Source organism: Streptomyces sp. NPDC058295 (genome assembly GCF_042880655.1).
Lineage (GTDB): Bacteria > Actinomycetota > Actinomycetes > Streptomycetales > Streptomycetaceae > Streptomyces > Streptomyces coriariae.
Map to the genome: position 1 here is coordinate 20,332 of NZ_JBHVYO010000060.1, position 26,359 is coordinate 46,690.

19 protein-coding genes are annotated in these 26,359 nt (G+C 70.7%); 9 read left to right on the plus strand and 10 right to left on the minus strand.

All coding sequences use genetic code 11. From position 1 onward, the window contains the following. Positions 1-25 precede the first annotated feature (25 nt). Positions 26-1,573, minus strand: coding sequence for a rifampin monooxygenase (rox, locus tag ACFVYS_RS38430; protein ID WP_389509787.1), 1,548 nt, complete (start codon positions 1,571-1,573; stop codon positions 26-28). 469 nt (positions 1,574-2,042) lie between these two features. On the opposite strand from rox, the gene ACFVYS_RS38435 reads away from it, so the two are divergent. Further along, entirely contained in the window at positions 2,043-3,290 is a 1,248-nt protein-coding gene (locus ACFVYS_RS38435; RefSeq protein ID WP_389509789.1) for an Ig-like domain-containing protein, read from the plus strand. Between the two features lie 515 nt (positions 3,291-3,805). Here the strand turns inward: ACFVYS_RS38435 and ACFVYS_RS38440 are convergent. Next, positions 3,806-4,669 (minus strand): hypothetical protein, encoded by an 864-nt coding sequence (locus ACFVYS_RS38440; protein WP_389509791.1) that lies wholly within the window; start codon positions 4,667-4,669, stop codon positions 3,806-3,808. Between the two features lie 56 nt (positions 4,670-4,725). Next, complete coding sequence (locus ACFVYS_RS38445) at positions 4,726-5,433, minus strand: GntR family transcriptional regulator (protein ID WP_389509792.1); 708 nt, start codon at positions 5,431-5,433, stop codon at positions 4,726-4,728. A gap of 166 nt (positions 5,434-5,599) precedes the next feature. Between ACFVYS_RS38445 and ACFVYS_RS38450 the strand changes: the two genes are divergently transcribed. Together ACFVYS_RS38450 and ACFVYS_RS38455 are read left to right on the plus strand one after the other, a co-directional pair. Beyond that, positions 5,600-6,139, plus strand: a complete 540-nt coding sequence (locus ACFVYS_RS38450; protein WP_389509794.1) for a YbhB/YbcL family Raf kinase inhibitor-like protein — start codon at positions 5,600-5,602, stop codon at positions 6,137-6,139. Between the two features lie 378 nt (positions 6,140-6,517). Next, complete coding sequence (locus ACFVYS_RS38455; RefSeq protein WP_389509795.1) at positions 6,518-8,569, plus strand: PA14 domain-containing protein; 2,052 nt, start codon at positions 6,518-6,520, stop codon at positions 8,567-8,569. Positions 8,570-8,651: 82 nt separating this feature from the next. Here ACFVYS_RS38455 and ACFVYS_RS38460 read toward each other — a convergent pair whose 3' ends face one another. Then, positions 8,652-8,909 (minus strand): hypothetical protein, encoded by a 258-nt coding sequence (locus ACFVYS_RS38460; RefSeq protein WP_389509817.1) that lies wholly within the window; start codon positions 8,907-8,909, stop codon positions 8,652-8,654. A gap of 232 nt (positions 8,910-9,141) precedes the next feature. On the opposite strand from ACFVYS_RS38460, the gene ACFVYS_RS38465 reads away from it, so the two are divergent. From ACFVYS_RS38465 to ACFVYS_RS38475, 3 genes are all read left to right on the plus strand, one after another. After that, positions 9,142-10,230, plus strand: coding sequence for a PP2C family protein-serine/threonine phosphatase (locus ACFVYS_RS38465; protein WP_389509819.1), 1,089 nt, complete (start codon positions 9,142-9,144; stop codon positions 10,228-10,230). A gap of 158 nt (positions 10,231-10,388) precedes the next feature. Further along, the gene (locus ACFVYS_RS38470) at positions 10,389-13,784 is read left to right on the plus strand and encodes a hypothetical protein (RefSeq protein ID WP_389509797.1); all 3,396 of its coding nucleotides are present in this window, start codon (positions 10,389-10,391) and stop codon (positions 13,782-13,784) included. Positions 13,785-15,047: 1,263 nt separating this feature from the next. After that, a complete protein-coding gene (locus ACFVYS_RS38475) occupies positions 15,048-15,455 on the plus strand; it encodes a hypothetical protein (RefSeq protein ID WP_389509799.1) in 408 nt (135 codons plus the stop codon). A gap of 125 nt (positions 15,456-15,580) precedes the next feature. On the opposite strand, the gene ACFVYS_RS38480 is transcribed toward ACFVYS_RS38475, so the two are convergent. From ACFVYS_RS38480 to ACFVYS_RS38505, 6 genes are all read right to left on the minus strand, one after another. Then, positions 15,581-15,871, minus strand: coding sequence for a hypothetical protein (locus ACFVYS_RS38480; RefSeq protein ID WP_389509801.1), 291 nt, complete (start codon positions 15,869-15,871; stop codon positions 15,581-15,583). 198 nt (positions 15,872-16,069) lie between these two features. Then, positions 16,070-17,503, minus strand: coding sequence for a cellulose binding domain-containing protein (locus ACFVYS_RS38485; RefSeq protein ID WP_389509803.1), 1,434 nt, complete (start codon positions 17,501-17,503; stop codon positions 16,070-16,072). 63 nt (positions 17,504-17,566) lie between these two features. Beyond that, positions 17,567-19,096: a beta-N-acetylhexosaminidase gene (locus ACFVYS_RS38490; RefSeq protein WP_389509805.1), complete on the minus strand. Its 1,530-nt coding sequence runs from the start codon at positions 19,094-19,096 to the stop codon at positions 17,567-17,569. Between the two features lie 42 nt (positions 19,097-19,138). Further along, positions 19,139-19,978, minus strand: coding sequence for a carbohydrate ABC transporter permease (locus tag ACFVYS_RS38495; protein WP_389509807.1), 840 nt, complete (start codon positions 19,976-19,978; stop codon positions 19,139-19,141). Next, positions 19,975-20,994 carry a carbohydrate ABC transporter permease gene (locus tag ACFVYS_RS38500; protein WP_389509809.1) on the minus strand — a complete coding sequence of 340 codons (1,020 nt, stop codon included), beginning with the start codon at positions 20,992-20,994 and terminating at the stop codon, positions 19,975-19,977. The genes ACFVYS_RS38495 and ACFVYS_RS38500 overlap by 4 nt, the downstream gene beginning before the upstream one ends. Before the next feature lie 62 nt (positions 20,995-21,056). After that, positions 21,057-22,322: an extracellular solute-binding protein gene (locus ACFVYS_RS38505; protein ID WP_389509811.1), complete on the minus strand. Its 1,266-nt coding sequence runs from the start codon at positions 22,320-22,322 to the stop codon at positions 21,057-21,059. A gap of 321 nt (positions 22,323-22,643) precedes the next feature. Between ACFVYS_RS38505 and ACFVYS_RS38510 the strand changes: the two genes are divergently transcribed. From ACFVYS_RS38510 to glpK, 3 genes are all read left to right on the plus strand, one after another. Continuing rightward, positions 22,644-23,486, plus strand: coding sequence for a GntR family transcriptional regulator (locus ACFVYS_RS38510; protein WP_142270388.1), 843 nt, complete (start codon positions 22,644-22,646; stop codon positions 23,484-23,486). Between the two features lie 462 nt (positions 23,487-23,948). Further along, a complete protein-coding gene (locus tag ACFVYS_RS38515; RefSeq protein ID WP_389509814.1) occupies positions 23,949-24,794 on the plus strand; it encodes an MIP/aquaporin family protein in 846 nt (281 codons plus the stop codon). A 24-nt stretch (positions 24,795-24,818) separates the two neighbouring features. Continuing rightward, complete coding sequence (gene glpK, locus ACFVYS_RS38520; RefSeq protein ID WP_389509816.1) at positions 24,819-26,336, plus strand: glycerol kinase GlpK; 1,518 nt, start codon at positions 24,819-24,821, stop codon at positions 26,334-26,336. Positions 26,337-26,359: the final 23 nt, after the last annotated feature.

The window sequence follows — 26,359 nt, forward strand, 5'->3', positions numbered from 1 at the left end:
GGGCGTTTCGGTTGCTCAGGCGACATCAGTGGGCGGGCTCGCCGAACCAGCGGGAGAGGTGGTCGTCCAGGTCCTGCTGATCGTCGCCGATCCAGGCGACGTGGCCGTCGGGGCGCAGCAGGACGCACGGAACATCCAGTGCCGCAGTGCGATCCGCGAGGTGATCGACCCGGTCCGACCAGTCGCCGACAGTCAGGCGTTCGGTGCGATCCAGCAGCAGGCCGCGGCCTCGATGCATCAGACCGTAGAGACTGCCCTGCTGCACGTCGATGTCCCGCAGGCGGCGGCCGAGCAGGTCGGGGCCTGCGCCGAAGTCGTAGCGGATATCGATCGCGGTGATCTTCTCGATGAGACGGCGGTTCACCTCGTCGATGTCCATCAGTTCGCTGAGGAGCCTGCGCACGGCCTGCGGGCCCGGTTCGGTGGACTGCAGTTCCATCTGGGCGCGGGTGTTGTCCAGCACGGCCTCGGCGACCGGACGGCGTTCGGCCGAGTAGGTGTCCAGCAGAGTTCTCGGCGCCCGGCCACGGATCTGTGCGGCCAGCTTCCAGCCGAGGTTGCACGCGTCCTGAAGTCCCAGGTTGAGTCCCTGTCCGCCGGTGGGCGGGTGGATGTGGGCCGCGTCGCCGGCCAGCAGCACCCGCCCCACCCGATAGCGTTCGGCCAGCCTGGTGGCATCGCCGAAGCGGGACAACCAGCGCGGGGAGTGCACGCCGAAATCGGTTCCGGCGACGGCGCGCAGCTGTTGTTTGAAATCCTCGAAGGTGGGCGGCTGCGCGCGATCGCTGACGCCCGCGGCGGGGACCACGACGCTGTACGCGCCTTCACCGAAGGGCCTGAGCCAGAACCGGTGATGGGTCTTGCGGATTTCGGTCACCCTGGCGGCGATCTCCGCCTGCGGCACGCCCACTTCCATCTCGCCCATCAGCGTCTCGGTCCGCGAGGGCTCACCGGGGAAGCCGACACCGAGCAGTTTGCGCACCGTGCTGCGCCCGCCGTCACAACCGACGAGATAGCGCGCACGCAGCTGTTCGCCGTCGGCCAGCTCGACGGTCACGCCCTCGTCGTCCTGCTCGAAGGCGGCCACCGCGCAACCGCGCCGGACCTGCGCGCCCAGTGCGGTCGCATGCTCTTCGAGCAGCCGGACGATGACGGGCTGCGGGATGCCCAGCAGATAGGCGTGCGCGGAATCCAGGCCCTGGGGCGCGGGCTTGTCGATGGCGGCGAAGAATCCGCCTGCCGGACGCTGTCTTCCGTGTGGACGGATGCGCTCCAGGAGTCCGCGCATGGCCATCAGCTCGAGACTGCGAATGTGCAGACCGACGATGCGGACGAACGACGCGGGCTCGGTTTCCTTCTCCAGGACGAGTACCCGCACGTCGTGCAGCCGTAGTTCGGCGGCCAGCATCGCGCCGGCAGGCCCGCACCCGGCGATGATCACGTCGAACATGAGGGGTGCGCGATCGGCGCGCGAGGCCGGCGACCGGAGAACCCCGAGGACCTCGGCCACGGTGAAGTCGCGCTCGACCGTGCCGTTCGACGACGGCTCGGTGGTGAACTGCGGAGAGTCCATAGGTGTTGCCTTTCGGGAGTGCCTTGTTGTCGAGGCGCTCCCGGCGACACCTGCGTCAGTCGCCGGCCGTGACGGGAAGGGGGAGCGCCCACGTCGATACAGCGTTCATGGGTCTCACCTCCTTGGGCGGTGTCGCGGTCGACTGCAAGCTACAAGCCCCGGCGTCAGTCCGTCCAACCATTTCCCCTCGTCGCCGGCGCTCACATCGCCGATGGCGGACATGCCCGGGGCCTCGGCGCGGCGATGTGGCCGGCCCCGCTCGCCTTCACCTGTTGTCTCGCACACCGTCGAGCGGCGCCACCAGCGCGTCACGACGGCCTGACCGCGGCGAGCCATCCACATCACGCATGGCATTCATCACAATTTACATACACATGGGCACAGATACGCCTATACGTAGGTTTACCGATAGTTGCGCTGCTTCGGCGATCAACACAGGGATGCAAAGACCAGCGACAGGGAGAAGCGCTTGATCACGCTCTACAGACGACGCGCCGGGCTGGCTGCCACGGCCGGAGTACTCGGCTGCACACTCGCAGTCACGGCCTTCGGCGGCACGAGCATCGCCGCCGCCAGCGGCAACGACGCCGACGCCCACTCGGCATCGCAGCCGTCGGCGCAGGCGACCGAGGCCGACCCCCAGGACGCTTCCGACGCCCGCATAGAGATCACGCCGGGCGAAGGCACGCACAACGTCGCGGTCGACGGTCCGGTCGACGTGACAGTCAGTAACGGCAAGCTCACCAAGGTGACCATGACCGCCGTCGCGACGGGTGACGAGATCCCGGGCACTCTGTCCGCGGACGGCGCCTCGTGGAAGCCGAACGGCCGGCTGGAGCGTGCCACCAAGTATCAGATCGCCGCAGAGGCCGAGGACGCCAAGGGCCGCTCCGCCACCGGTAACGCCACGATCACCACGGTCTCCCCGGCCAACGACTTCATCGGGCATCTCTCGCCCGCGGACGGATCGACCGTCGGCGTGGGCATGCCGGTGTCGGTCAACTTCAACTCGGCGATCAGCGACAAGGCCGCCGTGGAGTCGGAGATCCAGGTCAGCTCCAGCAGCGGCCAGCGGGCCGTCGGCCACTGGCTCAACGACCACCGCCTGGACTTCCGCCCCGAGAAGTACTGGAAGTCCGGCTCCACCGTCACCGTCACGCTCAACCGCCACGGCATCCAGAAGACGGTCACGTTCAAGATCGGCCGCAGCCAGATCAGCACCGTGGACGCGAGGACGAAGCAGATGACGGTCGTCCGGGACGGCAAGACGATCAAGACCATCCCGATCTCGTCAGGCAGCACCGAGCACCCGACGTACAACGGTCAGATGGTGATCTCCGAGAAGTTCAAGAAGCTCCATATGAACGGTGCGAGCGTCGGCCTCACGGAGAAGGACGGCAAGCCCTCGTACGACATCAAGGCCGTGCCGCACGCCATGCGCCTGACCGACTCGGGCACGTTCATCCACGGCAACTACTGGGGCACCGACTCGGTCTTCGGGAAGGTCAACACCAGCCACGGCTGCGTGGGCCTGAAGGATGTCAGGGGCGGCGGCGACGGCAGCCAGCCCGCCGCGTGGTTCTTCGACCAGTCGATGATCGGTGACATCGTGATCATCAAGCACTCCCAGGACAAGACCAAGTTGGCCTCGGACAACGGGCTCAGCGATTGGAACATGCCGTGGAGCGCGTGGGTCGCGGACGGCCCGAACAGCTGACACGACGTCCCTCGCCACCAGCCGCACCGGAAAATCGACGGCGCGCCCTCCTCCGCCAGGTGGTGGCGCCACCATGTCGGCCACTGGCTGCGGCCCTTGGGCGCTCGGCCGGCCCCCGTCCTGCGTCCCGGGCGCCCCGCAACCCACCCCGCACCCGGGGAACGGCCAAGCCCGTTCGGTGGCGGTCGGGAGAATCGGAACGATGGCAACACCGGCGTCGCGCTCCGCTGATCGAGCGTCACCTGACCGGCCAATTTGCGGAACAGGCGGCCGGCACCCGAGAAGCCCTCGCTCCGGACAACGCCGGCCGGCACCAGTGGCGCCGCTGCACGTGCACATGAACAGGTCGAGGCAGAGGCTCGACCTTGCCTATGTTCCGGCTCCGGCAGGCCGACTGATGAGGCCCGTCCGACGGTCGGTTCGAGCAGCCGTCGCCGGTCGCTTCGAACGGCGCGAAGCCGTTGGCACCCTCGGTGGCGAACAGGGCGTGGACCCGTCCCCCCTGCCCCGGCCCCTCAGCCCTTGCCGAAGAGCGCAGCAGGGAAGGCGCCCGCTGCTCTCAAGGTGCTGGAGAAGTCACCGGCCAGTTCGGTCAGGCGTGCTGTGGCGGCCGGGCCGAGGTGGTCGTACGGGGCTGCGTCCAGGCGGTCGGTGAGCGCCTCGGCCTCGCCGCGCAGGGTCGTGCCCGCCTGCGTGAGGTCCCCTGCGTCGTCCAGCAGGCCGCGCTCGAGCAACTGCTCCCTGGCGGCGTCCCACTGCTGCGCGGACCACCCGCGGGTCCGCATGAACAGTGCCGAAGTCGGTGCCGTGCCGGTGGCGTTGTGCAGGACCAGCGCCTCGATGCCGGACAGGCCGGCGATGGCCAGGGCGGCGAGGTGACCGTCCCCCCGGTGCTCGCGCAGCAGTGTCGCGGCGTGCCACAGGGCCAGGTGGGTTGCCTCGGGCACCGGGAGGCCGGCGTGCGCCGCATACAGCGGGCGCGCCTCGCGGTGGCACGCTTCGGTGGCGCGCAGCGCCAGCTCGGCCGCCTCGGCCATCTCCTTCGACGCGAGGACCTCCGCTCCGAGCAGCCGCCGCAGCATCCCGTCCACACCGCGCAGCACCGCCGCGAGCACCGCCTCCGGTGTGGCGACCGTCCAGGCGGCGGGGATGTACCGCCGCACATGCTCGTGGTTGAAGTTGTAGAACGTCGCGGTGACCGTGCCCGCGCCCACGGCACCGAGCGGGGCGGCGCGTCCCGCGTAGTAGGACATGGCTCCTCGCTCCAGCCCGAGCGCCGCGAGTTCGCCCTGCCGCTCCGGTGCGAAGTACACGGCCGCGTGCAGGGGACTGACGGCGTGGTGACAGCGGCGGCCTGTGGTCGCCTCGCTGGAAGTCATGCTGTGGCTCCGGTGTCGGTGATCAGATGCGGTCGTGCGGCCGAGTGGGCGAGACATCAGGCCTCCGCTGTGGGTTGGTCGTGGGGGCAGTCGGTCAGTCCGGCCGCGGTCTGGGTGAGGTGTCGGGTCAGGACCTCGGCCGCGGTGTCGGCGTCGCGGGCGAGCGCGGCCTCTTCCAGCCGGCGATGTTCCAGGGCGCCGTCCCTGCCGGGGTTGCGGTGCGCGGACCAGCGGCGTGCCAGTTCACTCGCGGTCCACATCCGGTCGAAGGTCTCCAGCAGGACGAGGTTGCCGCACCCCTCCAGCAGGGTGCGGTGGAAGACCCGATGGGCTTCGGCCCATGCGCTGCTGTAGTGCTCGCCCTCCTCCGGTACGTACGCCGGGGTACGGCTCAGACGGTGATGGGCGGCTCTTACGCGGGCTTCCCAGTCGACGTCGCCGCGCTCGACGGACATGCGCAGCATGGCCGGTTCGACGGTCCGGCGTGCTTCCGCGATCTCCTGCCAGCGGCGGTCGGAAAAGGCCGGGACGGCGAAGCCCCGGTTGGGCAGGCGGTCGGCGAGGCCCTCGCCGACCACCCGCACGAGCGCCTCGCGTACGACGGCCAGGCTCACGCCCTGCTCTTTGGCGAGGTCCTGGGGCTTGAGGGCGGCACCGGGGGCGTGGTCTCCGCGCATGATCGCGTCCCGCAGGTGTGCGTAGACCTGCTCGGAGAGCATCTGCTTCTTCCCCGACGAGGTGGAGGTGTGGGTCGTCTGACTCATGCCTACAGAATAGACGATCGGATAGATAATCGATTATTGATGTTATCGTCGATCTCAGTAGATCTCATGGGTGCGCAGCGGGCGTAGCGACTCCAGGCGGCGCCAGCGCCGAACCTCCGTCGGCCGCATCACGCCACCCCACAGCACGGACTGGAAGGAAGACGCCATGAGCGCCAACGACCCCTTTGCCCGCCTCCCCGAGGCGGCCTCCTTCAGCGTTGCGAGCACCACCGTCACCGACGGCGCGGCCTGGTCGATCGAGCAGTACTCCGGCCTCTTCGGCGTTCCCGGCGGGAAGGACGTCTCCCCGCAGCTGTCCTGGAGTGGCGCACCGGAAGGCACCAGGAGCTACGCCGTCACCGTCTACGACCCCGACGCCCCCACCGGGTCCGGGTTCTGGCACTGGGCGGTTGCCGACATCCCGGCCACCGTCACCGAGTTGCCCGAAGGCGCCGGCGACGAGACGGGCTCGGGACTTCCCGGAGGCGCCTTCCAGCTGCCCAACGACGCCCGCGCCGCCCGCTTCATAGGCGCCGCCCCGCCGGCGGGTCACGGCCCGCACCGCTACTTCACCGTGGTGCACGCCCTCGATGTCGACGCCATCGGCATCCCCGCCGACGCCACCCCGGCCGTCCTCGGCTTCACCATGTCCGGCCACATCCTCGGCCGCGCGATACTGACCGCCACCGCCGAAAAGCCCGCCTGAGGAACAGCCATGAGGCCCGCCGAGCGCGAACTGTCCGCGAGGCGAAGCCGACTTCGCGCACAGCAGCCGGAGGGCGAGCTCCACCCGAGCCCGTCACCAAGCGGCAGGGGCCGATGAGGGCGGGCGATGAGGAGGAATCCGACGGGCCGTCACCCTCCGGGCCGGCAGTGAGGACAGCTGGGGCAGGTTCGCCCGCCGGCTCCATGCCCGCGCGTCCCGCGACCGCCGCCTTCACGGCCTGACGTGCACCGGTACCACCGTCGCCCGGCCGAGTTCCGTGAAGAAGGTGAGGGGGCGGGCGCAACCCTGCCCCCGCCTCGTGAGTCACACACGCGCCACCTGATTCGCCTTGGTCCGGAAAGGGCCCCACCTTCTGTGATGACTCGTACCCGGCTGACCGCGCTCGCCGCGACGGCCGCCCTCGCCGCCACCGGCGATCTGATGCTCGCCGCTCCGGCCTCCGCGGCCGTCACCTGCGTCTCTCCCGTCTGGAAAGCGCAGTACTTCAACAACTCCACGTTCAGCGGCACGCCGAAGCTGACCGCCTGCGACTCCGCCGTGAACGAGAACTACGGGTACGGCGATCCGACCGGCGTCACGCTGCCCAAGGACAACTTCTCCGTCCGCTGGTCCCTCACCCGGGACTTCGGCTCCGGCGGCCCCTTCCGGCTCTCCGCCGCCACCCAGGACGGCATGCGCGTCTACGTCGACGGCGTGCGGAAGATCAACCTGTGGAAGAACGTCTCCACCACGGCCCGCAAGACCGTCGACCTGACCGTCCCGGCCGGCAAGCACACGCTCCGCGTGGACTACGTCGCCTGGACCGGCCTCGCCCAAGCCGCGTTCACGTACGCCCCACGCACGCAGGCCGCCGTCGACACGGTCAAGCCGCTCGCCCCGACCGGTCTCACCGCCGCGTACAACCGGGACACCGCGAAGACCACCCTGCGCTGGGCCGCGAACAAGGAGATGGACCTCGCCGGTTACCGCGTCTACCGCCGGCTGGGCACCACCCAGTGGGTGAGGGCCGGCGGCTCGGCGCTGCTCACTTCCCCGTCCTTCGTGGACGCGACGCCCGCCACGGGCCAGACCTTCCTGTACGAGGTCCGCGCCGTCGACAAGGCAGGCCGCGAGTCCGTCGGCAGCCCCGACGCCACCGCTGTGACCGTGGACCGCACCGGCCCGGCGGCACCGACCGGTCTCACGGTCACCGGCGACGCGTGGTGGGCCACCCTGGCCTGGCAGGGGTCCGCCGACGCCGCGAGGTACGAGGTGTACGCCGCCTCCGCGGCCACCGGGCCGTTCGAGCTGCTGGGCACGACGACCACGGCGTCGTACCGCACCGACGCACCCGTGAACACCGTCCGGTTCTACCGGGTCCGCGCTCTCGACGCGCTCGGCAATCCGTCGGCGTACGCCGCCGTCACCGGCGACGGCGTCGACCGTACGCCGCCGAAGTCCCCGGCCTCCCTCGGCTCCGTCGTCCGCTTCGGCTACGCAGATGTGTACTGGAAGCAGCCCGACGGCTTCTACGAGGACTTCGACAACGGCGGCTCCTACCGCGTCTACCGCTCGCCCGGCAAGACCCTCGACCCGGCCGCGCTCACCCGCGTGACCTGCGCCGAGGAGAGCGACGAGACCAGCACCGGCGGCCTCTGCCACGACCTGGACATGCCCGCGGGCACGTACGTGACGTACGCGGTCGCGGCGGTGGACCCGGCCGGCAACGAGTCGGCGCTGTCCGCCCCGCTCGTCGTCCGCACCGGCGACCGCGTCGCACCCGGGCCCGTCACCGGCGTGGCGGCCACCCCGCGCGCCGACGGCATCCTGATGAGCTGGGCGGCCTCGACCGAGGACGACGTCGAGCGCTACGCGGTCTGGACCGGCGTCCGGCAGGCCGACGGCACGGTGAAGTGGCTCAGCTCCACCTCCTGCCGGGAGGGCACGAGCGATCCGCTCGCGGTCCTCTGCGGCGATCTGCCGGACGGCGAGACGTACGTGTACGCGGTCGTCGCCAGGGACCTCTGGGGCAACGCGCTGCCCCCGAGCGACCCGAAGGTCACGGTCGTCGAGGCCACCGAGCTGGACGTCCGGCCGTCCGTGACGGTCGCCCGGGACTGGGACCTCGGCAGCCTGGGCCACGGCACCGTGATCGGCGGACCCGACGAGGACGGGCCGTCCATCAGCTGGCGGTGCGACAACGCGGCCGAGTGCGACACCGTCGCGGGCTACCGGGTCAGCAGGTGGAACGCGACCACGCAGGCCTACGAGCCGCTGCACGTCGGGCTCCTGCCGGCGCAGACGCGCGCCTACACGGACACCACGGCCGCGCGGGGGACCACGCACTTCTACACGCTGGAAGCGGTGCGCGCCGACGGCGGTGTCGCGGGCACGCACGTGTGGAGCTGCGTCTTCCAGGACCGCGTCTAGCCAGTCGGGTCCGCCCGGCCTTCGCCCCGAGCCGCACCGCGCGGGCGCCCGAGGCCAGTCGGCGTAGGGCCGTGCCGTTCCGCTACCGCGGCACCGCCCTCCGCCTGCGCTCCTTGGCCAGTTCCCGCAGATACGCCTGCGCGTCCACCTGGATGGTGTGCCGGGTCGAGGCGACGCAGCGCCGGGCCGTCCGGGCGCGGTACGTGCGGATCTCGTCGAGCATCTCCTCCCGTCCGGGCAGCGCGCACCGGCCCTCCAGCAGGTCGGCGACCCAGTGCGACTGGGCCTCCGCGAGCGGCATGACGGCACCGAGCGGCTGGACCAGACCATCCCCACCAATCGTCGTGCGGGCGGCCCCCGGAAGGCTTCATGGCTGCCCGCACGGCCAGGGACCACGTGCCGGTCTCCCGCCCCGGCAGCGTGATCGTGGTTCGGCAGGGCCCCACCGAGGGTGATCGCAGAGTGGCGGATCCGTTCGGTGCCCGCTTAGCCCCGATAAGATCGCAATTGTGACCAGGTCAGTGCAGCTCCGGCGCCGCCACCGTCCCTACGGCGGCCAGCGGCAGGCCGTCATGCTGTCACCGGTGCTTGTCACCGTCGTCATCGCCGGCCTGGCCTTCTCCACTCCGAGAGAGATCGCCTTCAGCCGCCTGCTGCCCGCGGCACCCGCCCTCGCAGCCGCGCTGTGGCCGGTGCTCCCGACGGTCCTGCTGGGGACGTTCTGCCTTCTGATCATGATCGGCATCAGCTTCGTCCACACCGATCTGGGAACGCCGTACACGGTGGCCACGATCGCTGCGGTCACCTTGGCCGCCGCCTATGCGAGCCATCTCCGACTCCAGCGCGAGGAGACGCTCTTCCAGGTCCGGCTCGTCGCCGACGCGGCCCAGAAGGTGCTGCTCCGTCCGCTGCCGCACCGTATCCAGGGCATCGAGATCGAGTCGCTCTACCGGGCGGCCCAGGAGCAGGCCCGGATCGGGGGCGACTTCTACGAGGTGGCCGACACGCCGTACGGCGTCCGCCTGCTCATCGGTGACGTACGCGGCAAGGGCTTGTCGGCGGTGGGGGCGGCCGCGGCAGTGATCAACTGTTTCCGGGAGAACGCGTACGACCAGCCGGACCTGAAGGGGCTGGTCCGTCGCCTGCAGATCACCATGACCCGCTACAGCGCCGCGATCCCCACCGACGATCAGCAGGAGCACTTCGCCACCGCCCTGATCACCGAGATCCCCTACGGCAGCGGGCACGTCAAGGTCCTCAACTGCGGGCATCCTCCGCCGGTGTTCGTGCAGAGCGGCGAGATCCACGTTCTCGAGCCCACCCGCCCCTCCACTCCGCTCAATCTCGCGGCGCTGCTCGGAGACCACTACCACGTGGACACCGTCGCCTTCGTCCCCGGCGATCAGATGCTGCTCTACACCGACGGCGTGACGGAGACCCGCGACCGCGGCGGCACGTTCTTCCCGCTGCCGGACTGGATGCGCCGGCACCGCGCGGACTCGCCCCATGAGCTGCTGACGGAGCTTCGCAGGGACTTGCTCCGCTACGCCGGGGGAAGGCTGGACGACGACATCGCGGCCCTCGCCGTGCGCTGCCTCCACATCTCGGCTCAGGAGCACCAGGGTCCGTCCACCCACGGGTCTCCCCCGGAGCAGGAATGACGCGAGATCGACGGCCGCCTCGTACGCGGTGGCCGCCCGCTCGTGTCCGGTGACGACGCCGCGAGGCCCATGCGGCGAGGGGCGGGCCGGCCACGGCCCTCGCAGGTGGGCCGCCTTATTCGATCGCGTGAACATATGTCGCCGGGCACAATCGGCGGATGCCGATCAACGCGGAGCAACTGCTCTCCGCCCTCGAACCGCTGCCGTTCCCCGCACGCCTGACCCTGACGGCGCGGACCGCACGCGGGCTCGCGGACGACGGGACGCTCGCCCCGCTCCTGACCGAGCTGGACGGGCGCGGGCCGTACGAGCGGCGGCTCGCGGCGTTGGCGGCCCTCGTCGGACGGGACGCCGGGTTCCTCGCGGAGCGGCTGGCCGACCCGGACCCGGTCGTCGCCGGATACGCGCGGCGCGCCGCACGCGACCTGCCCGTACCGGACCGGGCGGTGGAGGCGGCGTACGACGACGCGCCGGCGGTGCTGCGGCAGCGGCTGGCCCGGCTGCTCGCCGCGGGAGGCCGTACCGCGCTCGCCGAGCGGCTGGTGGCGCGGCTGCGCGCGGAATGGGGCGACGCCGAGGCCGCGCGGCTGCTGCCGGCCTGCTCTCCCTCTTTCGTGGCACGGGAGTTGCCGGGGCTGGCACACGCCGTCGACGGCTGGACGCGACTGGCCTGCCGGCATCCCGATCCGGTGCTGGACCACGCCGAGCAGACCCTGGCCGACCGGGCGGGCGGACAGCAGCGGGACGATTGGTGGCGTCTGCACGCCACCACGGTCGCGGCACTCGCGCCGCTGCGCCCCGAGCGGGTGATGGGCCTGCTGGAGCGGCACGGGCCGGGGAGTCTGCCGCCCGCGCTGAACAACGGGCTCGGCCCCCTCGTCACCGTGGACGCCGAGCGCGTGATCCGCTGGATCACCTCCACCGACCGCCGGGAGCAGCGCCATGAGCCGATTCCGCCACCGGGAGTGCTGCACAGGCTCGTGCGGGCCGAACCCGCGTCGCTGACCGCGCTGGGCCGTCACTGGCTGAACCGGGGCGGCCACTTCACGGCACTGATGAAGGCCATCGCGCCCGGCCTGCGCCCCGCGTTCGTGGACGCGGTCACCGTCGGAGGGACGCAGGGGGACCCCGCGCTGAGCGTCCTCGGCCTGCTGCCGCGCGAGCGCCGCTGGGCGGAAGTCCGGCGTGCGGCGGCCGAGTTCGACGGCACCGGCTACTGGTGGGACGACCTGGACACCCTCGCCCACGGCCCGATCGACGAGGCACGTCCCGCGTTGCTCGCGGCGATCGGACGCTCCGACGCCGACGACCGGGCCGCCGCCTGGCCGCTGTTCGTGGCCTGCGCCGCCCGGGACGGCAGCCGGGAGTCGATCACCGAGCTGCTGACCACGGCGGGCCGCCGTCTGCGCAACGAGCGGGATCCGGTGCGCGCCGAGGCGCTCGGCGCGCTCGCCGGGACGCACCCGCGGCTTTTCGGCGCCGACGACGTCCCGCTGCTGGACGTGATCGCCGCCGGCGCACTCGAGGCGCGGGACAGTTCTGCCGACACCCTGACGGCGCTGCGCACCCTCGCGGTGCGTCTGCTCGTCGAGCACGCCACAGGCGAGCCCTCGGATCTGGGGCACTGGGCGCTGCGCACCCTGGAGCGCATCACGAGCCGCGTCGGCGTCCCCGACTTCGGCCCGCTGCACCGCGTCCTGCGACGGGGCCAGGAGCGCCAGGTGTTCGAGGCCCTGCGCCCCTGGCTCGACGCCGGGGCCGGACGGGCCGACTTCCGGTTGCTGCTGGGCCTGGCCGTCGCCCTGGGACCACGTGCCCGGCGGCTGCCCGAGCTCCAGGAGAGGCTGGTCACGGCCCTGGAACACGGCGACGACGAGACGTTCCGGGCGGCGGCCGAACTATGGCTGGCCGCACCGGCCACCCGCGGCGAACGGGTCGCCAGGATCGTCGCGCTGGAACCGTCGTCGGTCGTCCTCCCGCCCGTACGGCGGGTGCTGACCCGGCGGCGCACGGATCTGCTGGACTCCCTGCTCGACGCGTCTCCGCCCTACGGGCGCTTCCTGGTGGACGGGGCCCGGCGCCCGCTGCCGGACCTCGGCGACAGCGACCGCTGGCTGCCCCGCCAGCAGCGGACGGCGGTGCTGCTGGCCGGAGAGGCGGTCGCGGACGATTCCCTTCCGCTCGACGAGCGGGCCGCCCTGATCCGGGCCGCGGCCCCGGTGCCCGAGTTCGGGCGGGCGCTGGCGCTCGCGCACAAGGACGACACGGAGGTGGTCGTCGCCGAGGCCGCGCTCGGCGCCCTGCCCTGGACCGACCGGCCCCACGACACTCTCGCGGCACTGCTGGAACAGGCGGGCAGCGACCGGGCCCGGGTGGCCGTGTACGCGGCATCCCGCGCCGCCCGCTTCACCGCTCCGTCCGAACTCGCCGTTGCGCTGGGCGCGTTGCTCACCGGTGAGCGGCCCGCGAAGGTGACCTCCCGCAAGGAGGCCGTACGGCTCGCCGCGTGCTTCCTGCCGCCCCGGCGGGCGGTGTCCCTGCTGGCGAGCGCCTTCCACGCTCCGGACCGCCACCCCGACGTGCGGGCCGCCGTCGTCCGCGCACTGCCGCCACTGCTCGGCGAGCCGGAGGCCTGGCACCTGCTGGACGTCGTCGCGCGTGACGACGCCCGGCCCGTGCACGAAGCCCTCTTGGCCGTCACCCCCTGGGAGTTGGCCGAGACGCACCGCCGCGCGTACGCCGCGGTGGTCGTCGCGGCGTACGGCACCTCGCTCGCGCTCACGGAGGGTTTCGGGGGCGGCTATGCCCTGCTGTGTGCCATGGGGGTGTGGTGCCGCTACTCGACCGACCTGGCCGTCCGTATCGCTCGTACCGTCTGCGACCTCGGTGAGCGTACGCACTGGCGGTTCGCGGGGTGGGTGATGCGCGACCTGGCCGTGTCCGAACTGCCGCACCCCGTGGGCGGTGCCGCGCCGGGCAGTGTGTTCCACGGCGCGGTGGCCGAGTTGCTGACCGCGATGCACACGACGGAGGGCGGCTGTGACGCGCTGGCGGGCCGGGACCAGCCGGCGCTGCAGCGGCTCCGGAACCTGACGTCGTTCGGCTACGTCGACGCAGTGCGATCCGAGTTGCTCGAAGCGGTCGCGGAGCAGCTGGCGTCGGAACCCCTACTGATCGCCGAACGTGCCCATCTGCTCCGCCAGTTGGTCGATCGCACCGTGGATCCGTCCGCGCTGCTCGAACGGCTGCGGGACCTCGCGGAGGCTCTCGAGAGCGCCGGGACGACCGTCGCGGTCCAGACGTCCGACCGGTTGCGGTCGTCCTCGGCGTATCGCGCTGTTCCACAGCGCGCCGAGGCCCTGCTGACCGCGGCCGACCGGTTCGCCCGCGACGGCGGCACCGCGACGGGCCTGCTGGCGGTGGGCCTCGCGAAGGGAACGGGCGGCCCGCTCGACTGGCCCGAGGAGTGGCGGTCACTGCTGCGTCTGCTGCGCAGACACAAGAACGCCGACGTACGCCACGAGGCGTACCTAGCCATGACGGAGAACGAATGACCGCTGCCCGCCGGGTCGCCCGGCCCTTCGGGTCAACACCGACAGGGCCCTTCCGCCGGATCATCGCTGCTCACGAGGCTCGATCCGGGCCGGGCCCCCGAAGCCTGTTCGGGGTGAGCGAGGCGGAGCCCCCGCTGCCTGCGGACGTATGTCCCGCGCTGGTCTCGTCCCGTTTCGCCGCCCTCGCCCACGGTCGCCTTCGTCGCCACGATCGCCACCGGGGAACCGGCCTGCCGGGTCAGCCCCGGGCCACCGCTATGGTCTCCGCGAGCTATGGGACACCAGGCTCTTTGCCAGTGACACCCGAAGTCCCCGCCGCATGACCCCTCTTCAACCCGTTCCTCCCACGGATTCTTCCGCGGCAGCCCACACCCTGATCAACTACTGGACCATCCGCAGCCTTCTCGGCTCCCTAGATGGAGGGACCATGCAACGGCACCTGTCGATGTGGCTGTTGGCCGGCGACGACGAGGCGAACCGGGGGACCCGGCGTCGTACGGGCCTTCGCCCCTCGACAGGTGTGGCAGCAGCATGCCGGGACTGCGGTCGTCGGCCCCGCAAACCGGGTTGGCGGCCGAACCCGCAGTCGACACCTCGGTTTGGGACGTCAAGGGCATCGAGCCAGGTCCGCACACCGACGGCACAGCTCGCTGTACGGTCCGGAACCTGTAGGGCAGACTGCAAGGCATGGGGGATGTGCTCAGCAGTGGCCCGGACAGGCCGCCCTGGCGGCCACCGCGTCGGCTGATCGCAGCGGCCACCGTCACGGCCCTGTTCGCAGCGCTCGTGGTGGGCATCGTGACCATGAGCGGGTCGGACGAGGCGGCCCCGGCAGCGCCCTTGAACTCGTCGGCATCGGCATCCGGAAGTGCCCTTCCTGACGGCCCGGACGCGACCGTCGGGGCGGGGCAGACCCCTGGTCTGGTGATCACGGGGCTGCCACTGCCTCAGGGGGCCACGCTGATCAAGCGTGACCGCACAGCGAACGCAGGACCGTCGACGGTGGTGCTCCGACGCTCGGACGGGTCGCTGGGACGACACGGCGCGGTGGTCACATTCCCCGTTCCGGCGCCAACAAGGGGGCGCCCGGTCCAGGTCGGCGGCGTCTCGGGAAGGGGCCTCGATCGCGAGATCATCTGGCCGATCGGGGGCTCGTACGCACGGGTCCGAGGGGATCTGCCACAGTCCGAACTGATCGCTGTCGCCGCGGCCACTCGCGTCGTCTCGGGCCGCCCCGTCGTCGAATCGCCGCCCGGACTGTCGGTGACGGCCACCGGGAGTTCACGGCCGCCCTCCCTGCACGAGGCCCGATACGGATCAGCCGAGACCGGGGAGGCCAACGAGCTCTCAGGGGGCCTGACCTTCACCGGCGTCGCCCGGTGCGGCGGCCTTGAAGACCAGTTGTACGCCGGCCCGGTCCGGACGGCGGGGACCGTGAACGGCAGGCCCGCCGTCATCACGTCCGTGTTGGGTGGCAATGGCGCACTGGCCTGGGAGCCGGTGCCCGGTGTCGTGGCGTACGTCGGCTACAGCGGGGCACACCTGGACGAAGGCGCCGTCGCCGCTCTGCGCCGCCTGGCCGCGCGGACGCGTCTGCTGACTCCTGGGCAATGGCAGGCCACCAGCCCCACAACAAGCGATCAGATCAACGACTTCGACCGATTCGGCTGATGGCTTCGCACCGATGCATCCAGGGCCCTGGCTTCGCTCGCCCACACAGCCGCGCGGACTGCGCGCGGACCGTGCGACCCGTGACCGTCCGGGGCTGCCGAAGACCTCAGCAGACCTCAGCGACCTCAGGCCCTGTCGGCGACCTCTACCACGTTGTCGGCACCGGACGCATCGTCCTGGGCCATGCCAAGGAAACGCCGGATCGCTTCGACCGGCATGTCGAGCCCCTCCGACGCGGACTGCTCGTCGCCGAACACCTGCACTGCCTCGGTGACGGCCATGGCCAGTTCGACCTCCGCCTTGCGGGCCTTGGCCTCGGCCTTGTCCACGGTGTCCACCACCGCCAGCTGACGGCGCTGCTTCTCCTGAAGTCTCTGCTTGCGGGAGAGGTTCTTGTCAAAGCTCTGCACGGACATGACCAAGATCATAAACAGTCGCCTGCGTACCCACGAAATCGTCAACTCTCCAGCTGTACTGGGGCACATGGCCGCAGGCACCGCTCCCCCGCGAGCCGGCACCCTCGGCTCGGCGAGCAGAGGACCCGCGTGGTCACCACCCCGGCTGGTCCTACCCGTCCAGCCGGGGCCTCCTGAATGGAGTCTCAGGGGTGTGGCCTATCCGGCCGGGACGGTGTCCTCGAACGTGGTTCCGGCGGTGCGGTAGGCGTTGAGTTTGGCGGTGACCTGAGCGGGTGTCAGCACCTGGTCCTTGACGTGGAGAACGAAGTCGACTTGCTGGTCGTAGGCGCGGGCGGTCGTGGCGGTCTGGCCGGCGAGGTCGATCAGCCACTGGTTGAAGTTGATCGACATGGGTCGCTCGGGCAGGTAGGCGGCCTCATGGACGCCGAAGAGACGGCCGTCGATGTAGTACATGATGGTGCTGTTGTCGATGGTCAGGACAAGGTCGTGCCAGCCGGCGTAGCTCTGGCGGGACTCGGTGTGCTGGTTGACGGCCTGCCAGGGGTCCGGGTTGTAGGTCTCCCAGGAGGTTGTGTAGAGGATGTTCGAGGGCTCTCCCCAGCCACCGTTGGGCAGGTACTCGAAGTCGTACTCCGCGTAGTCGTCGGCCATCGGGGCGGTGAGGTCGTTGATGGTGAAGAAGGTCTGGACGAGGTGGTCGCCGTCGGGGCCGAAGAGCGGTGCGTCGGAGAACTTCACCCGAGCCGCGTAGGTGCCCTTCTTGAACTTCGTCGCCTTGGTGAGGACTTCGGCCTGCTTGGTGCTCTCCGGCGTCCCCGCGGTCGACGTCCGGAGGTTCATCACGGAGTTGCCGGCGGAGTCGGCGAAAGTGACGTTCTCCGGTGCCCAGGTGGCGCCGGGCACTCCGGGACCGCCCGCGTTCGAGCGCACGTTCCAGCCGTGGGCGGCGATCCTCGGGTCGCTGGAGGTGGTGTAGTCGAAGTCGTCGAACAGGCTCTGCCCGCCGGTGGGCGGGTCCGTGGGTGGGTCGGTCGGTGGGTCGGTCGGGTCATTGCCCTCGGGGGCGGTGCCCCACACCGTGGCGCCGGACAGCTGGGCGGTGACCTTCGACCAGTCCGCGTAGGCGGTCTGGGCGGGACCGAACGAGTAGTCGTCGCTCTGTCTGAGGGTCTGCCAGTCCGCACGGAAGAAGCGCAGTTGCATGTCGCCCGTGTCCGCTCCGGGCGCGAGGGTGCCCGCGCCCGGGGTGAAGCCGATCTCCAGATAGCGGTCGGCGGTCGCCGTGGGGTGGGCCAGTGCGCCGAAGGTGCCGGTGATGTTGCCGCAGCCCTTCACGGCCCAGGAACAGGCGAAGCGGTAGCCCGCGCCGGAGCTGTCGGCCTTGAAGTAGTAGCGGACCTTGACGGTGCTGAGCTGGACGGCCCCGTCACCGGTGTTCCTGACCTTGAACCACGGCTCGGCCTGGTCCGCCGTGGCGCCCGTGGCACTGGTGCGGTACTGGACGGCCACGTCGGCTGCCGCGGCGCTGGCGGTGACGGGCAGGGCGGCGAGGCCGGCCGCGCCCAGGGCGACGGCCACGGCTGAGGCTGCGGCGACGCGCAGCCGACTCGGGCGCTTTCTCGACTTCATGCTGATTCCTTTCCGGGGCTGGGTGCTGTGCTCTGTGCTGGGTCAGGACGGTCCGCGCGCGGCTCACGCATGGCGGCGGACCTCCAGTGCGTCGAGCCGCGTGGTGTGCAGGTCCAGGCGGGACCGGAAGTCGCCCCACTCGGTGGGGCCGCTCCAGCCGCGGTCCGCCAGGGCGCACATGCGCGGGTAGCTGAGGTATTCGAGCCGCTCGGGGGTGGCGGCGAACTCGGTCCACATCTGGGCCTGCGTGCCCAGCACCCGCGCGGCGACGTCCGGGGCCGCGCCTTCGGGCACCGGGTCGTGGCCGTGGACGTCCCGCAGACCGACGACGGCTCCCGGTTGGCCGGGGGGTTCCTGCGGACCGGCGCTCTGCGGATAGTCGAGATAGGTGGCCCGGTAGTGGGCGTTGATCACGTCATGGCCGCGGCGGGCGGCGGCGAGGACGTGCGCGGGGTCGCGCCAGGCCATCACGGTGAAGCCGGCGGGCAGTTCGGTGCCGTTCTCGGCCCAGCCGACCGGGCGCCGCCCGTTGCGGACGAGGAAGTCCCCGATCCGGCCGAGGAACCAGCGGTGCAGGTCGGCGGGCCCGCTCAGGCCTTCGGCCGCGATGCGTGCCCGGGCCAGTGGGCTGCGCTCCCACTCCGTGAGGGGGCATTCGTCGCCGCCGATGTGGAGGTACGGCGACGGGAAGAGTTCCATGACCTCCTCCAGCACGGTGCGGCAGAAGTCGAGGACCTCGTCGTGCACGCCGAGGACGGTGTCGCACACGCCCCATCGGGTCCACACCTCCAGGGACCGGCCGGGATCGTTGCCCAACCCCGGACGGGCGGCCAGGGCGGCGCGGACGTGGCCGGGCATCTCTATCTCCGGCATGACCGTCACGCCACGAGCGGAGGCGTACGCCACCAGGCCCGCCAGCTCGGCCCGGGTGTAGGCGCCGCTGTGGGCGATGCCGTCGAAGTCGTCGCCGGTCGGTCCGGTCATGGACTGGGTGCGGTGGCCGCCGATCTCGGTCAGTTCGGGGTACGCCGTGACCGGCATCCGCCATCCCTGGTCGTCGGTCAGGTGCAGATGGAACACGTTGATCTTGTGGAGGGCGAGGAGGTCGACGTAGCGCCGCAGATACTCCACCGGCTGGAAGTGGCGTGCCACGTCGAGCATGGCCCCGCGCCAGGGATGGCGGGGGACGTCGGTGATCTCGGCGCAGGGCAGGGTCCACCGCACCCCGCGCTGCGGCGTCCGCGCCAGGGCCCGCACGGGCAGGAGCTGCCGGATCGTCTGCACCCCGCGCAGCAGGCCGGTGAGCCGGGCGGCGCGCAGCAGCACGGAGTGGGGGCCGACCGTGAGGCCGTAGCCCTCGTGGCCGAGACCCGTCAGGTCCGGGTCCAGGGCGAGGACGACCTCCGCGTCGTCGGCGGGGCGAAGCGGCAGTCCCGCGGCGGGGGCGAGGAGGGTGCGCAGCAGCCGCGCGGCGCCCTCGGCCCCTTCGCCGACGCGCAGGCAGGTGTCGGCTGTGAACGTGAACTGTCCCGATCTCGCCCGGGCCTTGGTCGGCCGGGGCAGAAGCGTGGCGTCCAGAGGGGGTGCGGGCACGGTTGTCTCCCGGGGGTCACGCGTGCGGGGAAGGCCGGGCGGTCAGCCCTTGACGGCTCCGGCCGCGAAGCCGGCGGTCACATGGCGTTGGAGCAGCAGGAACACGGCCAGGGCCGGCAGGGCGAACAGGGTGGAGGCGGCCATGGTGGCGCCCCAGTCCGTACCGAAGACGTTCTGGAACGAGGAGAGCCAGACCGGCAGTGTGCGGCTGTCCTGGTGCTTGATGATCAGGAAGTTGGCGTAGGTGAACTCGTTCCAGGCCGTGATGTAGCCGAACAGCGAGGTGGCCATCAGGCCGGGGGCGAGCAGCGGGAAGGCGATGTGCCGGAAGGCGCCGACCCGGGTACAGCCGTCGACCTGCGCCGCTTCCTCCAGTTCGGCGGGGATGGCGGCGATGAATCCGCGCAGCACCACGATCGTGAACGGCAGCGTCATCATGAAGTAGATCACTGTGAGCGTGGGCAGCCGGTCGAGCATGCCGGTGTCGCGGGAGATGATGTACACCGGGATGATCAGTGCCTCCCACGGTGCCATCTGCGCGATGAACACCATGAGCATGAACTGGCGCCGGCCGCGCCATCGCATCCGGGCCACGGCGAAGGCGGCGCCGAGCGCCACCGCCAGGGCGAGCAGGACGGCGGCCAGGGTGACCAGGATGCTGTTGCGCCAGAACAGGGCGAACCCGTCGGCGTCGACGGCGGTGCGGAAGTGGTCCAGGGTCCAGGTCCGCGGCAGGAGTCGGGGGCTGTCGGACTGGAGGTCCCGGTTGGGCTTGAACGCGGTGACGACCATCCAGTAGACGGGGAAGAGGCAGACGACGATCGTCGTCCCCGCGGCGATGTGCAGCGGAAGGCGTCGAAGTCGGGGGCGCGGCGAACTCACAGGGCTTCGCCCTCCTGACGGAACAGCTGACGGAAGTGGAGGGCGAGCACCGCGGCCATCATCAGCACGGTGACCATGGAGGCCGCCGAGCCGAGGTCGTAGCGCTGGCTCGACAGGGCGGTCTGGACGGCGTACACCGGCAGGGTGGTGGTGGCGTCGCCCGGGCCGCCGTTCGTCATCACCCAGATCTGCACGAACGCCTTGAACGTCCAGATGACCTCCAGCGAGAGCACGAGCATGAAGATCGGCCGGACCATCGGGAAGGTGACGGAGCGGAAGATACGTCCGGCCGGGGCGCCGTCGATGCGAGCGGACTCGTACAGCTCCGACGGCACCGTGGCCAGCGCCGAGTACAGGGTGATGGCCGCGAACGGCACGGACTGCCAGACGATGAGCAGGACGAGGATCGTGAACGCGGCCGGGCCGTGCGCGAACCAGGGATAGCGGTCGAAGGAGTCGAAGCCCAGCCCGGTCAGCGTGTGGTTGACGATGCCGAACTCCGAGTGGAACAGCCACTGGAAGACGGTGGTGGCGGCGATGACCGGCATGGCCCAGGCGAGCACGAGCGCGCTGAGCACCGCGGTGCGGCCCAGACGGCCCAGCCGTTCGATCACCAGGGCGACGAGGGTGGCGAGCAGCATGATGAGCACGACGTCGACGGCCATGAACAGGAAGGTGCGGCGCACGACCTGCCAGAAGTGTCCGTCCGTCAGCAGCGTCTCGTAGTTGCGGAGCCCGACGAACCGTGCGTCACCGCTGATGAGCTGGCGCAGCCTGAAGTCCTGGAGCGATATCAGCACCGTCCGGGCGAGGGGATACACCAGCAGGTACAGCATTCCCAGCACGGTCGGGGCGACCAGCAGGTACGGCCATGCGTGGCCGGGACTGAACCGGCGCTCGTGTTGCCCGTGGCCCGGGCCCGGCGGGTCCGACCGCTGGGACCCCCGCCGTGGCTGCCGTCGTGACGGCCGGCCGAGCGGGAGGCGTGCCGCTGCGCGTTCGCGGATGATCGACACGACGTCGTCTCCTTTCCGGTTCTGAGCGCGAGGAGCGGGGGGTGCGGGGTACGGGGAGCGGCTCAGGAGCCCGACTGCATGGCGCCGGTGATCGACTCGGAGGCCCTGGCGGCCTCGGCCTCGGCGTCGGCGCCGGTGAGCACCGCGGTCATGTAGTCCTTGATGGGGTTCTTCGCCTCCACCGCGGCCCACCCGGGGGTGTTCGGCGTCGCCCGGCCGACGGCCGCACCCGCCGCCATGGCCGCGGCGCCCGGATCGGAGGCGACCGCGTCGGCCAGGGTCGTCTTGTTGGGTACGTAGCTCATGGCGACGGCGAGTTTGCGCTGCCAGGTGTCACCGGTCAGGTCCTTGATGAACGTGAACGCGGCGTCCTGCTTGCCAGAGGCCGCCGGGACGACCAGGTCGGAGCCGCCGATGAACACCGACCCGGGCCGGTCCGCCGTCTTTCCGGGGATGGGGAAGAAGCCGAGCCTGCCCTTGAGTTCGGGGTTGCTCTCGGTGACCACGTTGGCTCCGCCGGGCGTGGAGATGATCTGCGCGACCTGCCCCTTGGCCATGACCTCGGCCTGCGGCGGCTCCGCCTCGTCGGAGTCCCGCGGTCCCTTGCCCAGGGCCTGGAGTTTCTTGTAGAAGTCCATGCCGCGCAGGGCCTCGGGGGTGTCGAGGGTCCCCTCCCAGGAGTCACCGGACCGCTTGGCGAGGTCTCCGCCCTCGTCCCAGATGAACCCGGCCAGCGCGTACCAGGTCTGCCCTGGAAGATAGATCCCCTGGGTGCCGCCCTGGTTGAGCTTCTCGGTGGCGGCGATCCACTGGTCGCGGGTCTTGATGGCGGCCGGATCGACGCCGGCTTTCCGGAACAGGTCGGTGCGGTAGATCACGACGCGGTTGGCCGCGTAGTACGGGATGCCGTACTGCTTGCCCTCGTACGCGCCGGGCTCGGCCAACCCGCGCAGCCAGCCCCCGCCGCCGAGTTCGTCGACCTTGTCGCTGAGATCGAGCAGCCCGCCGCTCTGCGCGTACTGGGCCACCTGGGTGTTGCCCGTCTCGATGACGTCGGGAGCGTCGTTGCTGGCGAGCGCGGCGGTGACCTTCTCGCCGATCCCGTCCCACTCCTGGATCTGCACCTTGACCTCGATGTCCGGGTGTGCGACCCGGAAGCCTTGGACGAACTCCTTCTGGAACCGGGCCGAGACGCTGTCGCGCATCAGCCAGACGTCGATCGTCGTCGTGCCCCCGTCGGAGCCCGAGGACGAGTCGGAGTTGCTACAGGCGCTCAGGCCTCCAGCGATCACCAGTGCGCAAACACCTGCAAGCATGCGGAGCTTCACAGTTCACCCCTGGGAGAAAAGCGCCGGGCAACCTGACCAGTTGACCAAGTGGTCAGGTGACCTCTCGTTGGTCGATGAAGGTGGCATAGACCAATCGAGGCGTCAACCCCCTTCGCTGCGAAGGGCTTTGTGCGCACCACGTGAGGAATCACCCGCCCGAGGGGAACGAAGTGGCTAGACTGCAGCTGACCAGTGCCCGCCGAGTGGTCAACAAGGGGGAGCTGGTCAAGTGACATCGCAGGCACCGCGAAGAAGAGCCAGGCACCACAAGGCACCACAGGGCATGGCAGGGCATCACACGCAGTCGGGCAGGAGCGGCACATGAGCGCTGGCGGGTCAGGGGCGGTTCTCAAGCGGGAACGCGTCCGCGACTACATCCTCGAACTGATCGAGTCGCTGAGCCCCGGCGACGCCATCGCCTCCGAGCGGTCGCTGTGCTCCGACCTGGGCGTCTCACGGCCGACGCTGCGAGCGGCCGTGGACGAACTCGTCGCCGCGGGCCTCCTCGTGCGCGAGCACGGTCGCGGCATGTTCGTCGCGCCAGAGAAGATCACCCAGGAACTCGTCTCGGACCAGCGGACCATGGCCCTCCCCCGGGCCTCCGGTGCCTGGTCGAGCCGCCTGCTGGAGTTCACCATCATCGCCGCCGGCGCCCGCGTCGGGCGCAAGCTGCATCTGTCACCGGCCGCCGACGTCGTCTACGCGGCCAGGCTGCGCCTCGTCGACGGCGTCCCCATGGCCATCGAGCACCTGCACATCCGCGCCGACCTGGTACCCGCCCTGAGCGCTCGGGAACTGGAGGCCGGCGACCTGTACGACCATCTCCGCGACGGCCACGGAATCCAGGTCAGCGAAGCCGTGCAGACCATCGAGCCCACCGTCGTCAGCCAGGCGGAAGCCAAGCTCCTCGGGGTACCCCATCTGTCTCCCGCGCTCCTGTTCGAGCGCCTCACCAGCGACACCGGCGGCCGGCCCGTCGAGTACGTCCACTCCGTCTACCGGGGTGATCGCTACCGCATCGTCTCCCGTCTCACCCTGGGCCCCGCGGCCACCCGCGAGTCCACCGCGGCGGCGGGACACCTCCCGGGTATCCCGCCGGGCGCCTTCGCCCACCAGGACTCCGTCGCCCTGACCACCCAGGGCGACATCCAGCCCGCCCGCTGACAGCACCGGCATGAGCGGCCGGGCCGGAAGGCGCCTTCCGGCGGGCGGTCACGGGACGCACGCGGCTGCCGATCGCACCGATCACCCCGCAGCCCGGCGCTCGCCCACCCGGGCTCAGGCGGTCCGGCGCGAGCGACCCCAGCGGCGCCACCGCCTCCACCACCGTCGGCCGGACCGGCTGTCCGCGATCCGGTCGTGGAGGTAGGTGTGCGGCAGCCCGGAGGTCCGGCCGGCCTGTTCCTCCAACGCCGACAGGTAGGAGCCGTCACACCTTCGGCCACGGGCCGCTCACGGATGGTGGGCGGCCCGTGGCCGAAGGTGCCGCAGCCACGAGGATCGGGAGGCCCGGAAAGCAAAGAATCGCCCCATTTGTGCGCTTTATCCATGATCGCCCTATGCTGTTGTCCGGGAGAGCTCGAGCAGTCGACGTGCCGGCTCAGCGCCGGCGGGAAGCGGGCTTCCATGGCTGAGCGATTCAAAAGGTTGGGATTGGTCGGCGAAATGTCGGCCGAGTTCCTCGGCACCATGATTCTCATTCTCTTCGGCTGTGGCGTGGTGGCCCAGGTGGTCGCCGGTGGAGCGCTCACGACGCCGGCGGGAGGACTCGGAAACCACGACAGCATCGCCTGGGCCTGGGGCCTCGGCGTCACCCTGGGTGTCTACGTCGCGGCGCGACTGAGCGGCGCCCATCTCAATCCTGCGGTGACGGTCGCCCTGGCCACGTTCAAGGGCTTCCCGTGGAGCAAGGTGGCGCCCTACGCGCTGGCCCAGACCGCCGGCGCCTTCGTGGCGGCCCTCATCGTGCGGTGGAACTACACCGAGGCACTGGCGAAGGCCGACCCCGGGCACACCATCAAGACACAGGGCGTGTTCTCCACGCTCCCCGCCAACGGCAATCCGAACCTGCCGGTCCACGAGTGGGGCGCGTTCCGTGACCAGGTCATCGGCACCGCCATCCTGCTCCTGCTGATCCTGGCGGTCACGGACCTGCTGAACACGCCGCCGGGTGCCAATCTGGCCCCCTTCATCGTCGGTCTGATCGTCGTGGCCATCGGTATGGCGTGGGGCACCAACGCGGGTTACGCGATCAACCCGGCACGTGACTTCGGGCCCCGATTGGCGAGCTTCTTCACGGGCTACGGCACAGCATGGCGAGATCAGTACGGGAATCTCTACTTCTGGGTGCCGATCGTCGGTCCCCTGATCGGCGGGCTGCTCGGCGCCGGCATCTACAAGGTCTTCGTCGGTCGGTTCCTGCCGACGGCGGAGCCCGAGCCTCCCGGGCGGGTTCCGTCCCCCGAGGAATGACACCCACAGCAGAGGCGGCAACCCATGGCTGACTTCGTGGGCGCGGTGGACCAAGGCACCACCAGCACCCGATTCATGATCTTCGACCACTCCGGCAACGAAGTGGCGAAGCACCAGCTGGAGCACGCCCAGATCCTTCCACGCTCGGGTTGGGTCGAGCACGACCCGGTGGAGATCTGGGAGCGCACCAACTCGGTGATGCAGAACGCGCTGCGACACGGCAACCTCTCCCCCGAGGATCTGGCCGCGATCGGCATCACCAACCAGCGGGAGACCACCGTGGTGTGGGACCCGCGCAACGGACGTCCCTACTACAACGCCATCGTCTGGCAGGACACCCGCACCGACTCCATCGCGGCGGCCCTGGAACGCTCGGGCCAGGGCGACGTCATCCGCCGCAAGGCGGGGCTGCCGCCGGCGACCTACTTCTCCGGCGGCAAGATCCAGTGGATTCTGGAGAACGTCGACGGCGTCCGCCAAGCGGCGGAACAGGGTCACGCCCTCTTCGGCAACACGGACGCCTGGGTGCTGTGGAACCTGACCGGCGGCCCCGACGGCGGGGTCCACGCTACCGACGTGACCAACGCCAGCCGCACCATGCTGATGGACCTGGAGACCCTCGACTGGGACGACGAGCTGCTGGGCTTCTTCGACATCCCCCGGCAGATGCTGCCCACCATCAACCCGTCATCCCACCGCGAGGCGTTCGGCGTGACCCGCACCTCCCGGCCGCTGCGCGCCGCCATCCCCATCTGCGGGGTGCTCGGCGACCAGCAGGCTGCCACGGTCGGACAGGTCTGCTACGCGCCGGGCGAGGCCAAGAACACCTACGGCACGGGCAACTTCCTGGTCCTCAACACCGGTACGGAGCTGGTCCGTTCGCAGCACGGTCTGCTCACCACCGTGGCGTACCAGTTCGGCGACAGCCCGGCGATCTACGCCCTGGAGGGCTCCATCGCCGTCACCGGGTCCGCGGTGCAGTGGCTGCGCGACCAGATGAAGATCATCAACGATGCGGCGGAGAGCGAGACGCTGGCGCGCACCGTCGAGGACAACGGCGGGATGTACTTCGTTCCCGCCTTCTCGGGCCTGTTCGCTCCGTACTGGCGCTCCGACGCCCGCGGCGCGATCGTCGGTCTGGCCCGCTACAACGACAACGGCCACCTGGCCCGGGCGACCCTGGAGTCCATCTGCTACCAGAGCCGCGACGTGGTCGAGGCCATGGAGCAGGACTCCGGAGTCCACCTCGACGTGCTCAAGGTCGACGGCGGCGTCACGGCCAACGACCTGTGCATGCAGATCCAGGCCGACGTCCTCGGCGTACCGGTCAGCCGTCCGGTGGTCGCCGAGACCACCGCGCTCGGTGCCGCCTATGCGGCGGGTCTGGCCACCGGCTTCTGGCGCGACACCGACGAGCTGCGCACCCACTGGCAGGAGTCCAAGCGCTGGGAGCCCCAGTGGTCCGACGACCAGCGCACGGAAGGGTACGCGGGCTGGAAGAAGGCGGTGGAACGCACGCTCGACTGGGCCAAGGTCGAGTAGCCCGACGAAGGCGGTGAGAGGGG

Coding starts and splice junctions, on each gene's coding strand:
- rox (WP_389509787.1), bottom strand. CDS start 1,573: ATGGACTCTCCGCAGTTCACCACCGAGCCGTCGTCGAACGGCACGGTC.
- ACFVYS_RS38455 (WP_389509795.1), top strand. CDS start 6,518: ATGACTCGTACCCGGCTGACCGCGCTCGCCGCGACGGCCGCCCTCGCC.
- ACFVYS_RS38515 (WP_389509814.1), top strand. CDS start 23,949: ATGGCTGAGCGATTCAAAAGGTTGGGATTGGTCGGCGAAATGTCGGCC.
- glpK (WP_389509816.1), top strand. CDS start 24,819: ATGGCTGACTTCGTGGGCGCGGTGGACCAAGGCACCACCAGCACCCGA.
- ACFVYS_RS38450 (WP_389509794.1), top strand. CDS start 5,600: ATGAGCGCCAACGACCCCTTTGCCCGCCTCCCCGAGGCGGCCTCCTTC.
- ACFVYS_RS38510 (WP_142270388.1), top strand. CDS start 22,644: ATGAGCGCTGGCGGGTCAGGGGCGGTTCTCAAGCGGGAACGCGTCCGC.
- ACFVYS_RS38465 (WP_389509819.1), top strand. CDS start 9,142: ATGCTGTCACCGGTGCTTGTCACCGTCGTCATCGCCGGCCTGGCCTTC.
- ACFVYS_RS38440 (WP_389509791.1), bottom strand. CDS start 4,669: ATGACTTCCAGCGAGGCGACCACAGGCCGCCGCTGTCACCACGCCGTC.
- ACFVYS_RS38445 (WP_389509792.1), bottom strand. CDS start 5,433: ATGAGTCAGACGACCCACACCTCCACCTCGTCGGGGAAGAAGCAGATG.
- ACFVYS_RS38485 (WP_389509803.1), bottom strand. CDS start 17,503: ATGAAGTCGAGAAAGCGCCCGAGTCGGCTGCGCGTCGCCGCAGCCTCA.
- ACFVYS_RS38470 (WP_389509797.1), top strand. CDS start 10,389: ATGCCGATCAACGCGGAGCAACTGCTCTCCGCCCTCGAACCGCTGCCG.
- ACFVYS_RS38480 (WP_389509801.1), bottom strand. CDS start 15,871: ATGTCCGTGCAGAGCTTTGACAAGAACCTCTCCCGCAAGCAGAGACTT.